This is a genomic window from Xanthomonas sp. NCPPB 3583, assembly GCF_041475715.2.
Classification (GTDB): Bacteria; Pseudomonadota; Gammaproteobacteria; order Xanthomonadales; family Xanthomonadaceae; genus Xanthomonas; species Xanthomonas euvesicatoria.
The window spans coordinates 3,225,942-3,241,250 of record NZ_CM191263.1; the positions used below are offsets into that span (position 1 = coordinate 3,225,942).

At 65.7% G+C, this 15,309-nt stretch carries 14 protein-coding genes; 7 read left to right on the top strand and 7 right to left on the bottom strand.

The genetic code is table 11. The annotated features are described in order from the left end of the window. Positions 1-89 precede the first annotated feature (89 nt). The 4 genes from ACCQ07_RS14085 (at position 90) to ACCQ07_RS14100 (ending at position 5,018) form a co-directional block, all read left to right on the top strand. On the top strand, positions 90-1,880 hold the full coding sequence (locus ACCQ07_RS14085; RefSeq protein ID WP_057681433.1) for a S8 family peptidase: 1,791 nt from the start codon (positions 90-92) through the stop codon (positions 1,878-1,880). Between the two features lies 1 nt (position 1,881). Then, a complete protein-coding gene (locus ACCQ07_RS14090) occupies positions 1,882-2,490 on the top strand; it encodes a hypothetical protein (protein ID WP_057681434.1) in 609 nt (202 codons plus the stop codon). A 109-nt stretch (positions 2,491-2,599) separates the two neighbouring features. Then, positions 2,600-4,420, top strand: coding sequence for a S8 family serine peptidase (locus ACCQ07_RS14095; protein ID WP_057681435.1), 1,821 nt, complete (start codon positions 2,600-2,602; stop codon positions 4,418-4,420). 1 nt (position 4,421) lies between these two features. Beyond that, complete coding sequence (locus ACCQ07_RS14100; RefSeq protein WP_057681436.1) at positions 4,422-5,018, top strand: hypothetical protein; 597 nt, start codon at positions 4,422-4,424, stop codon at positions 5,016-5,018. A gap of 79 nt (positions 5,019-5,097) precedes the next feature. On the opposite strand, the gene ACCQ07_RS14105 is transcribed toward ACCQ07_RS14100, so the two are convergent. Next, positions 5,098-6,129 (bottom strand): aldo/keto reductase, encoded by a 1,032-nt coding sequence (locus ACCQ07_RS14105; protein WP_057681437.1) that lies wholly within the window; start codon positions 6,127-6,129, stop codon positions 5,098-5,100. Positions 6,130-6,285: 156 nt separating this feature from the next. Further along, entirely contained in the window at positions 6,286-7,503 is a 1,218-nt protein-coding gene (locus tag ACCQ07_RS14110; protein WP_057681438.1) for an MFS transporter, read from the bottom strand. A gap of 100 nt (positions 7,504-7,603) precedes the next feature. Here ACCQ07_RS14110 and ACCQ07_RS14115 point away from each other — a divergent pair, with 100 nt between their 5' ends. Further along, the gene (locus ACCQ07_RS14115; RefSeq protein ID WP_008571887.1) at positions 7,604-8,518 is read left to right on the top strand and encodes a LysR family transcriptional regulator; all 915 of its coding nucleotides are present in this window, start codon (positions 7,604-7,606) and stop codon (positions 8,516-8,518) included. Positions 8,519-8,838: 320 nt separating this feature from the next. On the opposite strand, the gene ACCQ07_RS14120 is transcribed toward ACCQ07_RS14115, so the two are convergent. Then, entirely contained in the window at positions 8,839-9,042 is a 204-nt protein-coding gene (locus tag ACCQ07_RS14120) for a hypothetical protein (protein WP_014090619.1), read from the bottom strand. A 224-nt stretch (positions 9,043-9,266) separates the two neighbouring features. On the opposite strand from ACCQ07_RS14120, the gene ACCQ07_RS14125 reads away from it, so the two are divergent. After that, a complete protein-coding gene (locus tag ACCQ07_RS14125) occupies positions 9,267-10,175 on the top strand; it encodes an AraC family transcriptional regulator (protein WP_011348053.1) in 909 nt (302 codons plus the stop codon). 108 nt (positions 10,176-10,283) lie between these two features. On the opposite strand, the gene ACCQ07_RS14130 is transcribed toward ACCQ07_RS14125, so the two are convergent. Further along, positions 10,284-10,754, bottom strand: a complete 471-nt coding sequence (locus ACCQ07_RS14130; RefSeq protein WP_031423492.1) for a (R)-mandelonitrile lyase — start codon at positions 10,752-10,754, stop codon at positions 10,284-10,286. Between the two features lie 200 nt (positions 10,755-10,954). Between ACCQ07_RS14130 and ACCQ07_RS14135 the strand changes: the two genes are divergently transcribed. Then, on the top strand, positions 10,955-11,854 hold the full coding sequence (locus tag ACCQ07_RS14135; protein WP_057681465.1) for a LysR family transcriptional regulator: 900 nt from the start codon (positions 10,955-10,957) through the stop codon (positions 11,852-11,854). A 60-nt stretch (positions 11,855-11,914) separates the two neighbouring features. Here the strand turns inward: ACCQ07_RS14135 and ACCQ07_RS14140 are convergent, their stop codons facing one another. From ACCQ07_RS14140 to ACCQ07_RS14150, 3 genes are all read right to left on the bottom strand, one after another. Beyond that, on the bottom strand, positions 11,915-12,898 hold the full coding sequence (locus ACCQ07_RS14140) for an aldo/keto reductase (RefSeq protein ID WP_209261241.1): 984 nt from the start codon (positions 12,896-12,898) through the stop codon (positions 11,915-11,917). 232 nt (positions 12,899-13,130) lie between these two features. Next, positions 13,131-13,811: a TetR/AcrR family transcriptional regulator gene (locus tag ACCQ07_RS14145; RefSeq protein WP_372363400.1), complete on the bottom strand. Its 681-nt coding sequence runs from the start codon at positions 13,809-13,811 to the stop codon at positions 13,131-13,133. Then, positions 13,804-15,309 carry an efflux transporter outer membrane subunit gene (locus tag ACCQ07_RS14150; protein ID WP_055026674.1) on the bottom strand — a complete coding sequence of 502 codons (1,506 nt, stop codon included), beginning with the start codon at positions 15,307-15,309 and terminating at the stop codon, positions 13,804-13,806. Before ACCQ07_RS14150 ends, ACCQ07_RS14145 begins: the two co-directional genes overlap by 8 nt.

Below are 15,309 nucleotides of genomic sequence, written 5' to 3' on the forward strand. Positions count from 1 at the left end.
CTGACGGAGGAGTGTGTCACTCGACGGCGCCCCCCATTTGACTGGAATCAAACGGAATGAACTCTCTTCGCAGGCGACCTCTCGCGCTGTTGATCGTTGTCCTCCTGAGCGGAAGCACGCCGCTGTCGGTACTTGCTGCCACCCAGGCAACGGCGGCCGCCACCCCGGCCACTGCCAGCGCCCGCAATAGCGCCACAGCGAAAGCCACTGGCAACGACCCATTGCTGCGGTACCAGTGGCATATCTCCAATCAGGGGCAGGCCGTGATCGGCGACAGCCGTCCGGTCGCCGGCGTGGACATGGATGTGGACATCCTGCATGCCCTGGGCATTCGCGGCCGCGGCGTGCGGGTCGGCGTGGTGGACGATGGGCTGGAATTGGGCCATGAAGATCTGGCAGACAATATCCTGCCAAACGGGTCGCACAATTTCGGCGACGGGTCGCACGACACCACGCCGATCGACCCGAAAAATGGTCACGGCACGTCCGTCGCCGGCATCATCGGTGCGGTGGGCTGGAATGGCCGCGGCGGACGCGGCGTGGCGCCAGAAGTGCAACTGGCAGGATTCGACGTGTTTGCGCGCGATTCTTCGGTCACCGATGCCAGCGTCCGTTATGCATGGGGCGATGGCCCGGAGGCCCGCAATATCGATGTCTTCAACAACAGCTGGGGTTCGGCTACCCCGTTCTACCAGGATTTTCCTCTGGAAGACCAGCGCAGCTGGCAAGCATTGATGGCTTCGACACGAGGAGGCCTTGGCGGCATTTACGTCAAATCTGCGGGCAATAGCTTCCTGCGCTTCCTTGTGCCCGACGAGAACGGAAACCCCGTCAATAGCTGCAGCGAACAATCGCGTGCATTGAAAGTCGGCTGCTCGCTGGCCAACATCGATCCGTTGGCAAATCTGCCCGGAACCATCGTCGTGGCCAGCCTGAATGCCAAGGGCACCCGTGCCTCGTATTCGTCCACAGGCTCTGCGCTGTGGGTCTCCGGTCTTGGCGGCGAGTATGGCTTTCAACACAAGTGGTATCCCGACGCAGCGTCCACCTTTTCCCCGGATGCTGCCCCCTATGCCTACGACCCGGCGATTGTCACCACCGATCTCAGCGGCTGCGCAGCGGGCGAGAACGTCGAAGCTCCCGACGTGGTCTACAACGCATTGGATGGCAGCAAGTCGCAGATCGACGCATCGTGCAACTACAACGCGATCATGAACGGCACCTCGGCTGCAGCGCCCACGGTGTCTGGCGTGGCTGCGTTGATTCTCGGTGCCAATGCGAGCCTGAGCGCACGCGACGTCAAATATATCCTTGCGACAACCGCGCGCCAGATCGACCCATGGCAGCCGCAGGCGGTCTACCAGGGCAGCGTGATCGATCCGGGCTGGATCACCAACGCAGCCGGGCACCATTTCAGCAATTGGTACGGCTTCGGCCTGGCCGATGCCGCGGCCGCGGTCTACAAGGCGCGCTATTTCACGCCGCTGCCGCCCATGCGCGATACCCAATGGATCAGCTCCACCGATGCCGCCAGCCAGATCGGCGGCCCGGCGCGCCCGGGCAAACTGCGCATCCGTGTGCAGCAGGCGATGAAGGTGGAAGCGGTGCAGCTGTCGCTGCAGTCGGCGCACAAGACGCCGTCCAACCTGCGTGTGGTGCTGGTGTCGCCGAGCGGGACGCGCAGCGTTGTCGCCACGCCGTTTTCCGTCCTGGATCCGGCTGCTTATGCGCAGACCGGGTTCTATATCGACCTGACCTCCAGCAATGCGTTTCTGGACGAGAAATCGCGCGGCATCTGGACCCTGGAAGTGACCGACATGAGCGATCCCAGGAGCACTGTCGCACTCAACGCTTTCAAACTTCGCATCGTGGGGCACTGATATGAAACCGATGATTGTTGCTTGCCTATTGACGCTGTCACTCGCCGCAACCGGTGCTGCCCAGGCAGTGCAATACATGGACACCAACACCCTGCGTGCGGCGGCGACCGGCGTGCGTTTCAAGTCCGGACCGGACATGTTCCGCATGCTGCCGGCCACGGTGGTGAGCGAGCACAAGCCGCCACGGAACGCGATATCGGCGCAGCGCTCGGCAGCCAAAGCCGGCATTACGGGTGCAGTGGCCCCCAGCGACAAGGTCGCCGCGCGCATCGGGCCGTATGCGGTGGTGCTGGATGCGCCTGCGGGTGCCGCACGCAGTCTTGCCACGAACACCGAACGCCCCATCGCCGCTGCGGTGAATGAGCGCAACGGGCGTGTCGTGCTGGTCAACCCGCAGGTGAAACTCACCGGTACCACGCCCGCCACTGCGAAATCGCTGGCTGCCAGCACCGGCGGAACCATTGCATACACCTCGACGGTGGACGGCAGCGCGGTGATCACCTATGCATCGGTGGACCAGGCCCAGCGCGCACTGCCCGGCCTGCAGCGCAGCAGCGGTGTCGCGCAGGCGGCGCTGGTGGTCATGCAGGCGGTGATGCAACCCATGTAAGTACACCTGCCGCAGGCCGATCCCTGCGGCCGTTTCACGTCAGGCAGCATGCCGGCCGGTTTGGCCGGCACCTGCATCTGGCGTGCGCCCCCATGACCGATACCATGCCATGACACTGTCTCCCCTGCGGCGATTGCCGCTGCTTTACGCGTGCCTGCTGGCGCTCGGACCCTTCTCGCTGATAGCCGACGCTGCAGCAACCGGTGTTGACGCGCCGATCAAGACCACCCAGAACACAAACAATGCCAGCGACCCGTTGTTCCGCTACCAATGGCATCTGCTCAATCAAGGCCAGCCGGTGTTCGGCGACCAGCGTCCACGGCCAGGCGTCGATCTGGATGTGGACATCCTGCACACGCTTGGCATTCGCGGAGCCGGAGTCAAGGTGGCGGTCATCGATGGCGGGCTTGAGATTGCGCATGAGGATCTCGTCGACAACATCGTTGCCGGCGGCTCGCATAACTTCTTGAATGGTTCCAACGATCCGACGCCGCCTGCGGATGAAATCGACAATGACCACGGCACCGCGGTCGCCGGCATCATCGCGGCACGCGGATGGAACGGGCTAGGTGGACGCGGTGTTGCGCCGGAGGCGAATGTGGCTGGCTTCAACGCAATTTCCGAGAATGACGGAAGCAAGCAGTACGTCGATATCCGTTACTCCTGGGGCGATGGCCCGGAAGCCCGTGCGATGGACGTGTTCAACAACAGCTTCGGCATCTCGACAGCGGTCTATCCATTCAGCGATCTCGACGAGCAGCGCTCTCTGGAAAAAATGATGCGTGCCCAGCGTGGCGGCAAGGGCGGCATCTACGTCAAGGCAGCCGGCAATGATTTCAATACGCTGCTCGATGTGGATGCACAGGGCAAACTGATCGATCGCTGCAGCGACCAGACCCGGCAGCTTGGCGTCGCCTGCAGCAGCGCCAATATCGACAACCTCAACAGCCTGACCACCATGATTGTGGTCGGTGCGGTCAACGCCGACGGCGTGCGTGCGAGTTATTCCTCGCCCGGATCCGCAGTGTGGGTGTCCGGTCTTTCCGGGGAATTTGGGTTCCAGCGTCGCTTCGATCCGCATCCTGAGACTTACAGTCCGTTCTATACACTGCTCGCTGCGCAGGGACCGCAGCCATTCTTCTCACCGGCGATCGTCACGACCGATCTGAGCGGATGCGCGGCAGGCAATAACCGCGATCGCACGCGTGCGCCGCAGAACGCGCTGGATACCAGCCACTCAAAGATCGATGCCTCGTGCAACTACAGCGCACGCATGAACGGCACCTCTGCCGCCACACCGACGGTTGCAGGCGTCGCAGCGCTGATGCTGGGCGCCAACCCGCAACTGACGCTGCGCGATGTCAAATACATCCTGGCAACGACGGCGGTGCAGATCGATCCCCATCAGGCCAAGGCGTTCTACAAGGACGCCGTGATCGAGCCCGCCTGGATCACCAACGCGGCCGGCCACCGTTTCAGCAACTGGTATGGCTTCGGCTTGGTGGATGCAGCCGCGGCGGTGGAGCGTGCGATGCATTTCACTCCGCTGCCTGCAATGCAAGACACCGAGTGGACCGTCTATGACGGCAAGAGCAGCACCATCGGCGGTATCGGTTCGCCAGCGCGATTGGCGATCGACATCAAGCAGTCCTTCAAGGTGGAAGGCGTACAGCTGTACTTCGCGGGGACGCACAAGAATCCGCGTCAACTGCGCGCCGTGCTGGTCTCGCCCAGCGGCACCCGCAGCACCGTGATGACGCCGTTTTCCACGCTCGATCCGGGCGATGGCTTCGTGGTCTTCCTGACCTCCAGCAATGCCTTCCTGGACGAGGCGGCCGCCGGTCGCTGGACATTGGAGGTGGACGACATGCTCGCCGACAACGGCAAGGAACAACTGCAGCAATTCGAAATGCGCGTGGTGGGCCACTGACATGAAAACTTCTCTGATCACATTGCTGTGCGTCGTTGCCGCCAGCATGTCTGCACCCGCCTCGGCACAGGTGTTCGATCGCGCCCGCCTGCGGGCTGCCGCAACCGGGCAAACCGTTGTGGTGGACCGTGCCAGTTTCCGGCTGATCCCAGCAGCAGTGGTACAGCTGGCCGACACCGCGCGCGGTACGGCCGCCACGCAAACGCTAGCAAGCACGCAGGTCAGCGCGAACGCACCGGTTGCCCGCGTCGATCGCTACGCGATCTACCTGGACACCAGCGGCGCGGCGAACGCGGTCGCGCGCACCGCGCGCAGCGAACCACCGGCGACCGTCGTTGCCGCGCTGGAAACGCGGAGCGGCCAGCCGGCATTGCTCGGCGCTTCGATCAAATTGTTCGAGACCACGCCAGCCATCGCGCGCGCACTGGCCAGGCGTACGGGCGGCAGGCTGATCTATGCTTCCGCCACCGACGGCAGCGCGATGATCGGCTATGCCTCGGCGATGACCGCATTGGATAATTGCCGCCAGCTGCAAGGCAGCAACGGCGTGGGCGCGATCAAGCCGGAAGTGATCGTTCCGGCGGCACGGCCGTTGTGACGCCGCTGCGCGAGAACCGCGGCAGTCACGCGTGCCACGCTGCAGTGTGTTGCAGCGTGACGCGTCGGCGCAGCCCGCCTTACAGCGGCAGCGGGCTGCGCTCTGCAAACTGCCCGCGCCAATAGGGGTAGTACGGGTATGGCGGCTCCACCGCGCTGGCCTGATCCAGGCGGGCACGCTGGTCCTCGGTCAACGACCACCCCACCGCACCGAGGTTTTCGCGCAGCTGCGCCTCGTTGCGTGCGCCAATCAGCACCGTGCTCACGGTCGGCCGCTGCAGCAGCCAGTTGATGGCGATCTGCGGCACGCTGCGGCCGGTCTCTGCGGCAACGGCATCGAGCGCATCGACGATGTCGAACAAGCGCGTATCGTCGATCGCCGGGCCGGCCGCGGCGGTGGCGTGCAGACGGCTGTGTTGCGGCAATGGCTGCCCACGCCGCAGCTTGCCGGTCAGCCGCCCCCAACCGAGCGGGCTCCACACCACCGCACCGATCCCTTGGTCGATACCCAGCGGCATCAGCTCCCACTCGTAGTCGCGCCCGGCCAGCGAGTAATACGTCTGGTTGGCGACAAAGCGGCTCCAGCCGTGCGCATCGGCGACCGCCTGCGACTTCATCAGCTGCCACCCGGAATAATTGGACGCGCCCAGATAGCGCACCTTGCCCGCGCGCACCAAGCCATCCAGCGTGGACAGGGTCTCTTCCATCGGCGTCATCGCATCGAAGGCGTGCAGCTGCAGCAGATCGATGTAGTCGGTGCGCAAACGCCGCAAGGAGGCCTCCACCGCACGCAGCAAACGGAAACGCGAGGCGCCGGCATCGTTGGGGCCATCGCCCAGGCGCAGGCCGGTCTTGGTCGAGAGAATCACCTGATCGCGGCGGCCCTGCAGGGCCTGGCCAAGGATGTCTTCGGATGCGCCATCGGAATACACATCGGCGGTATCGAACAGGTTGAGCCCCGCATCCAGGCACAGCTCGATCATGCGCCGCGCCTGCGCCACATCGGTATCGCCCCATGCAGAAAACAGCGGCCCCTTGCCGCCGAACGTGCCGGCACCCAGGCCAAGCACGGGTACCTTGAAACCGGAACGGCCCAGTAGACGGGTTTCCATTGAGAATTCCTTGGTAACGTTAAATGAAAGATGCGTTGGATGACCGCTGGCCGCTCGCGCTTGTGGAGTGCTGCGCGCGAAACCAATGTTTATGCGCCTCGAACGCCGCCTGAGGCGCACTGCGCCAACCCGGCGAATGACCAGGGCGCGATCACCTCAACCCATCTGCGTACAGGCCAGTGGCGCAGTCGCGCGGCGGCGTTGCAACTGCACGCTCCATAGCGCCATGCCCAGCCCGATGGCACTCAACAGCGCGGCCACCCAGGGCGTTGCGGCCAGGCCCGCCTGCATGGCGATCACCACGCCACCCAGCCATGCGCCCAGCGCATTGCCCAGGTTGAAGGCGGCGATGTTGAGGCTGGAGGCCAGGTTCTGGCCGGCGCCACGCGCGTGTTCCAGCACGCGCAACTGCAGTGGCGCCACGGTGGCGAAGGCGGCCACGCCCAATAGCCCGACAAAGGCCACCATGGCGGCCTTGCTGTGCAGGACACAGCCCAGCGCGCCGAGCACCACCACCAGGGCGGCCAGGCTGCCCAGCAGGGCCGCGGTGGGGCGACGATCTGCCAGCCGGCCACCGAGCAGATTGCCGACGATCATGCCTACGCCGAACACCAGCAGCACCGGCGACACCGCCGATTGCGCAAGGCCGGTGACCTGCAGCAGCAGCGGCTGAATGTAGGTGAACACCGCGAACACGCCGGCGTAGCCCACCACCGTGATCGCCAGCGCCAGCAGCACCTGCCCCCGCTGCAACACCGCCACTTCCTGCCGCCACGACACCGGCGTGGCAGCACCTGCCGTGGCCGGCACCCACACCGCGACCGCGGCAGTGGCCAGCACGCCGATCGCTGCCACTGCCCAGAAGGTCGCGCGCCAGCCCAGTTGCAGGCCCAGCCAGGCACCGGCCGGCACCCCGAGCAAGGTGGCCACGGTCAGCCCGGCGAACATCAGCGAGATGGCCGATGCACGGCGTTCGGCCGGCACCAGCGACGTCGCCACCACGGCGCCAACGCCGAAAAACGTGCCGTGGGCCAGCGACGTCAGCACCCGCGCGACCATCAGGCTGGTGTAGTCCGGCGCCAGCGCGCAGGCCACGTTGCCGACGGTGAAGATCAGCATCAGCCCGACCAGCACCGCCTTGCGCGGCAGGCGTGTGCTGGCCAGGGTCAGCACCGGCGCGCCGACGAACACGCCCAGCGCATAACCGCTGATCAACAGCCCCGCCGCGCTGAGCGAAACGCCCAGATCGGCGGCCACCTGCTGCAGCAGCCCCATGATCACGAACTCGGTCGTGCCAATGCCGAAGGCACCGATGGTCAGTGCCAGCAATGCCGGCGGAAAGCGCGACGCACGCGCAGAGGTGAGGTTGGACATGGGCATTGGCCAGGGATGACTGCGCACAGCCTGCGCCCTGCGTTTACTTACAGAAACCCCTGCTATCCTGATTCACTTTCAAGCAATCATTGACAATCGCATGGACCGTCTTGGCGACATTGCCCTGTTCTTGCGCGTGCTCGACCTGGGCTCGATCACCGCGGGCGCGCGTAGCCTGGATCTGTCGGTGGCGGTGGCCAGCCAGCGTCTCAAGCGCCTGGAACGCGAATTGGGCGTGCGCCTGCTGCACCGGACCACGCGCCGCCTGCATCCCACTGCCGAAGGGCAGCGGCTGGCCGAACGTGGCCGCGTGCTGGTGGAAGATCTGGACGCGCTGGCCGAGGATCTGCGCGAAAGCGCGCACGACGTGGGTGGCGTGCTGCGCATGACCATGTCCGCCTCATTCGGGCGGCAATACGTGTCGCCGCTGCTGCCGGAATTCCAGGCCCGCCATCCGCGCCTGCGCATCAGCGCGCACCTGAGCGACGACCTGGTGGACCTGGTCAAACAGGGCTTCGATCTGGCGATCCGGATCGGACCACTGGAGGACTCCGGGCTGGTGGCCCGGCGCATTGCCGACAACCGCCGTACCCTGGCGGCCTCGCCCGCCTATCTGCAGCGTCACGGCACACCGCGCACGCCGGACGAACTTGCACAGCACGCCGGCGTGCTGCTGATGGGCCGTGACGGCCGCCAGGACGTGTGGACATTGCAAACGCCCGACGGTGGGCTGGTGCGCGTGCGCATGCAGAGCCGCTTCGAAAGCAACTTCGGCGAGCTGGTGCGCGACGCCGTGGTCGCCGGCCAGGGCATCGCGGTGCATTCGTACTGGCACATCGCCGACGAATTGCGCAGCGGCCGCCTGGTCGAAGTGATGCGCGACTACCCCCCGCCCACCTCGCACATCAGCGCAGTGACGCCGGCGCGCCAGCTGCAACCGCCGCGCGTGCGTGCGTTCGTGGATTTCCTGCTGGAGCGGCTGGGCGAGCAGCCGCCTTGGGACCTGGCGACATAACGCCGCCGCGCGCATGGGACCGGCCGGCACCGGCGGTTGCCGTGCGGAAGGCGCTGCAGCGAAACGCGCCTGCCGCGACTGCGAGCAGGTGTAGGGCGCCGTTTGCGGCATGCCAGTCACCTTCGGAAACGGCGGCATCGATGCATGGTCGCTGCGTCTCACGCGCCCCGACTGCGCGACTGGCTGGCGGCCCGAACGCGCAGCCTTCGGTCGCATGAGGTGACTGGCGAGCTGCTGCATCGTGCTATCGGCATGACCGTGCACGACCACAAGCTGAGGCCGGCAGCGTGCGCAACCGCCGAGGCAATCGCTCCCGCAGATCAACGCCCGCCGCGCAGCAGGCGTTTGTGCAGGCTACGCCGCTGCGCATCGCTCAATAGATGTCCATGCGTCCGCAACAGCCCCAGGATCTGCAGATGCGCCTGTGCGGTGCGCCGCGCCAATTCGGTGGCGGCAGCGGCTTGGAGCCGCTTCCACTCTGCCGGGCTGGTCGGCGTTGGAAAGCTGGAACGTTTTGCGGGCATGGCAGCAAGTGAATGCGAGAGACCTCGCCATGATACGGCCGGCCTGTGATCGCCCTATCAGGGCCGACGCAGTTCACGCGCAGGCGGCCACGACTGCTGCCGCGCTGTCCATCGGGCGCAAGCCCACCGCCCGCGCGATGGACCTTGCCGCCCACACCACCTGCACTCTTGTACGATCGGTGCCCTCGCGGCCGGGCCGCATCGCATCGTCGACGGGTTTTCGCATGTCTTCGCTGACCGAATTGAGCACGATCTTGCTGCGTCATGCGCCTGGCGACGGCATGCATCCCACGCAGATCGCCCGATTGCAGATCATGCGTAGCGCAGCGCCGACAGTGGCCATGCCCACTGTCTATACACCCATGCTGTGTCTGGTGGCGCAAGGCCGCAAGCAGGCAATGCTGGGCGCGCAGGCGTATGTCTATCACCCGCAGATGTACCTGGTGGCGTCGGTGGATCTGCCCATCGTCGGCTCGGTGATCCAAGCCAGCAGCGCGCAACCGTATCTGTGTTTCTGCCTGGACCTGGACACCGCGGTGCTCAGCGAGCTGGCGATCAATCATCCGGAACTGGTGGACACGCAGCGCGATGCGGCATCGGCCGGGCTGCTGCTCAATCGCAGCACGCCGCAGTTGCAGGACGCAGCGTTACGGCTGGCGCGCCTGCTCGATCGACCGCATGAAATTGCCGCGCTCGCTCCCCTGATCGTGCGCGAACTGTTGTACCGCCTGATGGCCGACCCGGCCAATGCGGCAGTGCGCCAGATGGCCATCGCCGACAGCCGGCTCAACCAGATTTCCAGGGCCATCGTGTGGTTGCGCGAGCACTATGCGCAGCGCTTCAGCATCGAGCAGATCGCCGATCTCTCGGCGATGAGCCGCTCCACCTTCCATGCGCATTTCAAGGCGGTGACCACGATGACGCCACTGGAATACCGCTCGCAGCTGCGCGTGCACGAAGCGCGCCGCCTGATGGTCGCCGAGGCGCTGACCGCTGCCGACGCCGGCTTCCGGGTTGGCTATGAGAGCGCATCGCAGTTCAGTCGCGACTATGCACGCATCCTCGGCATCTCGCCCGCGCGCGATGCGCAACGGCTGCGTGCCAACGCGCAGGACGCCACCGAAGCGGCGTGAGGTCTGCCGGGCGCAGCGCGGGCCGCGCAGCAGCCCCGGCAATCCGCCGCAGCGTCCACTCACGCCGAGGCGGCACCGTCACCGCGCCAGCATCGGCATCACCGCTGTCTACTCAGCCGCATATTGCGCTTCGCTCACCTGCTCCAGCCAGGTGACGGGCGTGCCGTCCTGCGATTCGGTAATGGCGATATGCGTCATCGCCACGTTGGCATTGGCGCCGTGCCAATGCTTGACGCCGGGCGGAATCCACACGATATCGCCCGGGCGGATCTGCTGCGCCGGCTTGCCCCACTCCTGCACGCGCCCGGCGCCGGCGGTCACGATCAGCGTCTGGCCCAGCGGATGGGTATGCCATGCGGTGCGCGCGCCCGGCTCGAAGGTGACGGTGGCGCCGCCGACGCGTGCCGGTGCGTCGGCCTGGAACGGTGCATCGATGCGCACCTTGCCGGTGAAATACGCGGCCGACCCCACTGCCGACGGCGCCCCACCCGCCTTGCTCACCCTGATCGGTCTCGCGGCCTCATCAGGAACCACGGCGGCCATCATCGACAATGACATTGCAGTCGCGAACAGATTCATTGCAGTGCTCCTTGATTCGAGTGTTCGAACTGTAGCGCGCTTGCCCGAGGCCACTAACCGGCTAACCGCGCATGCTCCCAGAAACACGGCGCATCAATCCGCAGCGCCGCGGAGTGCCTGCTGCTGCATTGAAGCCATCACGCACATTCGCGCATGATGCAGCCGCATGAATGGCATGCCTGACGCGGGCATTGGTGGCAATGGCACGGGAAAATCTCAATGACCTGCAGGTGTTCGTCACGGTAGCGCGCGAAGGCAGCTTCACCCGTGCCGCCGCGCAACTGGGCCTCTCCCAGTCGGCACTCAGCCACACCGTGCGCGCACTGGAGACGCGGCTGGGCATTCGCCTGTTGACCCGCACCACGCGCAGCGTGGCGATGACCGAAGCCGGGGCACGCCTGTTCGAAACCGTGGCACCGCGCCTGGAAGAGATCGACGCGCAGTTGTCCGCGCTCACCGACTTCCGCGACAAGCCGGCCGGCACCATCCGCATCACCACCGCCGGCCATGCCGCCGATGCCTACATCTGGCCGGCATTGTCGAAGGTGCTGCCAGACTACCCGGACCTCAAGGTCGAACTGACCGTCGACTACGGCCTGGCCGACATCGTTGCAGAACGCTACGACATCGGCATCCGGCTCGGCGATCAGGTCGCCAAGGACATGATCGCGGTACCGATCAGCCCGATGCAGCGCATGGCTGTGGTGGCAGTGCCGGGGTATTTCGTGCACCACACCATCCCGGCAGTACCGGCCGATCTGGCGCAGCACAATTGCGTCTGTCTACGCCTGCCCACCCACGGCGGTTTGCTGCCGTGGGATTTCGACAAGGACGGGCGCGAAGTGAAGGTGCGCGTGGACGGGCAATGGACCTTCAATGGCAGCAGCGCCATCCTGCGCGCTGCACTGGCAGGCGGCGGCCTGGCCTTTCTGCCGGAGACCATGGTGCTGGAGCACGTGGCCGCCGGGCGGCTGCGCCGCGTGCTGGAAGACTGGTGCGAGCCGTTCGCAGGCTATTACGCCTACTACCCCAGCCGCCGCCAATCCTCCAGCGCGCTCAAGGTCGTGATCGATGCATTGCGGCACGATCTGGTGCGTTGACACGCTCGTACAGAGCGTGCCCGGGCGCGATGACGCGTGCGGCAGGCAAGACCGCTGACGTTATTTGCCGATGAGTTTCTGCCGCTCCGGGCTGTAACGCGCACCGACAATCGCCACCGCATCCAGCGCCTGCTGGAGACGCGCAAGCTCCTCGCTACTCAAGGTCAATGCAGCACCGCGCAGATTTTCGTCAAGGCGATGCAGCTTGGTGGTGCCGGGAATCGGCACGATCCATGGTTTGCGCGACAGCAACCACGCCAACGCCACCTGCGCCGGCGTGGCGGCCTTGTCGGCTGCAATGGCCTGGATGCGTTCGACCAGCGCCTGATTGGCCTGCCGCGCCTCGGCAGCGAACCGCGGAACCTGATTGCGGAAATCGTCGGCGGAAAATTGCGTGTCGGCTCGGATGGCACCGGTCAAAAATCCCTTGCCGAGCGGACTGAATGGCACAAAGCCGATCCCGAGTTCTTCCAGCGTTGGCAGCACACTGGTTTCCGGCTCGCGCCACCATAGCGAGTACTCGCTCTGCACTGCGGTCACCGGCTGCACCGCGTGTGCGCGCCGGATGGTATCGGCGGACGCTTCGGACAAGCCGAAATGCATCACTTTGCCTTCGGCGATCAAGTCCTTGACCGTGCTCGCCACTTCTTCGATCGGCACCGCCGGGTCCACGCGATGTTGATAGAACAGGTCGATACGGTCGGTCTTCAGACGCGTCAGGCTGGCCTCGGCCACCGCACGGATGCGTTCGGGACGGCTGTCCAGCCCGGCGTCGGCTTGCCCTTCCTTGAAGCCGAACTTGGTCGCAATCACCAGCGTCTCGCGCTGCGCCGACAGCGCTTCACCCAGCAACGTCTCGTTGGCGAAGGGCCCGTAAGCCTCGGCCGTATCGAAGAAGGTAACGCCGCGCTCCACTGCCGCATGCAGCAAGGCGACAGCCTGCTTGTGCGCGGTCGCCGGCCCGTAGCCATAACTCAGGCCCATGCAGCCCAGCCCCAGCGCAGACACACGTAATCCGCTGTTTCCCAACTGTCGTGTTTGCATCGTTTGCTCCCGCGGCAACGGCCGCATCGAATGAGTCCGCCGCAGACAACAACACCGCTGCAGCACCGATGCGCCACGATAGTCCGGTGCCACAGGCGCATTGCACAGCGGGCGACGCTAAGCCTTATGAGCGACCCTCATCAACGCGCAGGCTGACCGTAGGATCTGCGCACGAGACGACGACGGCGCGCTACCGACGCCAGCCATCCAGCGCGCCGCCCTGCTGCCGCAACTAGAACCCGCTGGGCACCTCGCGCTTGCGATCCGCCTCAACCAGTGCAGATGCGGGACGATACGCACGCAGGAACAACGCCACCGCGCCGCTGACATACGCATCCAGCTGCACCGATTGCGCCTCTGGCGCATCGCCGCGCGCGGCAGCGGTGGCCGGCCGCCCGGTCATCAATCCGAAAAAATGCATCGATGCATCGGGCAGGTTGTCGATCACCAATGCGCCGCGTTGCACCTCGCGCGCCAATAGCGTGCGCATCATGGTGTCGTAGCGCTCGAAGCACAGCGTCCACATTTCCTCGCGCACCTGGCCAGGCAGCAGTGGCGGGCGTACCAGGCCATACGCGGCATCATCCCGCATGCTGCTGGCAGACACGCGCAGCACTGCATCGGCTACCGCAGTCAGGCGTTGCTCCAGCGGCCCCTGCAGCTCCAGCAAGGCCGTCCAGCGATTGGGCGAGGCCTGCGCCAGCGCTTCCAGGGTGGTGCGGAACAGCACCTCCTTGGACGCGAAATGCGCATATACCGTGGCCTTGGACACCATCGCGCGCTCGGCGATGGTGTCCATGCTGGTCCTGTCGAAGCCGTGCTGCTGAAACAGCACGCGTGCCGCCGCCAGGATGGCGCCACGCTTGTCGTGCGGCGCACGCCTGGGCGCAACCGACGGTGCGTCGTCATCCACGCGGCGGCTCCGTTGCCGGGGCCGCGGCGGCAGTGGGCGCTGCGCTTTGCAGCCAGCCCCCGCCCATGGCCTTGTAGAACGTCACCAGGTTGGTGAAGCGCGACAGCTGGGTGTTGATCAAGGTCTGCTGCGCGCTGTACAGCGAACGCTGCGCATCCAGCGCCTGCAGATAGCTGTCGATGCCGCGTTCGAAACGCGCCTGCGACAATCGGTAGCTATCGGCAGTGGCATCCACCAGCGCTTGCTGGGCCTGCAGTTGCCTGCCCAGCGTGTCGCGCTGCGCCAACGCGTCGGAGACCTCGCGGAACGCGCTTTGGATCGACTTTTCGTAGCGCGCCACCTCGATATCGCGGTTGGCCTTGGCCATGTCCAGATTGGCGCGATTGCGCCCGGCATTGAAGATCGGCAAGGTCAGCGTGGGCACGAAGCTCCAGGCGCGCGTCCCGGCATCGAATAGCCTGGACAGGCTACTGCTGGACGAACCGGTCGATGCGGTCAGGCTGATGCTGGGGAAGAACGCTGCCCGCGCCGCACCGATATTGGCGTTGGCCGCACGCAAGTTGCGCTCGGCTTCCAGAATGTCGGGGCGACGTTGCAGCAACTGAGACGGCAAGCCGGCCGGCACGCTGGCCAACACATTGCCTTCCACGCTCGCGTTGTCGGGCAGTGCATGCGGCAGCAATTCCACCGGCACTTGCGTGCCGACCAGCAGCACCAGGGCATTGCGATCCTGCGCCACCTGCGCGGTGTAGCGCTCCACATCCACGCGTGCGGTTTCCACCGTGGTCTGCGCCTGACGCAAGGTCAGTTGCGAGGCCGCACCCAGTTCGAAGCTGCGCTGCTGCAGGCGATAACTGTCGCTCTGGCTGGCCAGGGTGGATTGCGCCAGCTGCAGCAACTGCTGGTCGGCCGCCAAGGTCAGATAGGCGGTGGCCACTTCTGCCACCAGGCTGATATGCGTACTGCGGCGTGCCTCGGCGGTGGACAGGAATTGCTGCAACGCCTGTTCCTTCAGGCTGCGCACGCGGCCGAACAGGTCCAGCTCATAGGCACTGACGCCGATATTGGCGCTGTAGGTGCGGAACACCTGCGGCTGGCCGGGAATGGCAAGCTCCGAGGGCGTGCGCGCATTGTTGGCGGTGCCGGTGCCCTCGATGGCGGGCAGCAGCGCGGCGCGGTCCACCCGATATTGCGCGCGTGCCACCTCGATATTGAGCGCGGCCACGCGTAGGTCGCGGTTATTGTCCAAGGCCAGCGCAATCACCTGCTGCAGCGCCGGGTCGGTGAAGACCTGGCGCCAGCCGATATCGGCAATGTACGCGGCGTCGGCGGCGCTGCCGCTATCGGCAGTGGCAGCCGGAGGGGCTGCCGACACGTCGGTGCCGGCAAATTGCGCTGGCACCGGTGCGTCGGGCCGTGTGTAGCGCGGCATCAGCGTGCAACCGGACAGCACGCTGGCCACGCCAAGCGCGCAGAGTGTCGTGCGAATCGTGGTCAT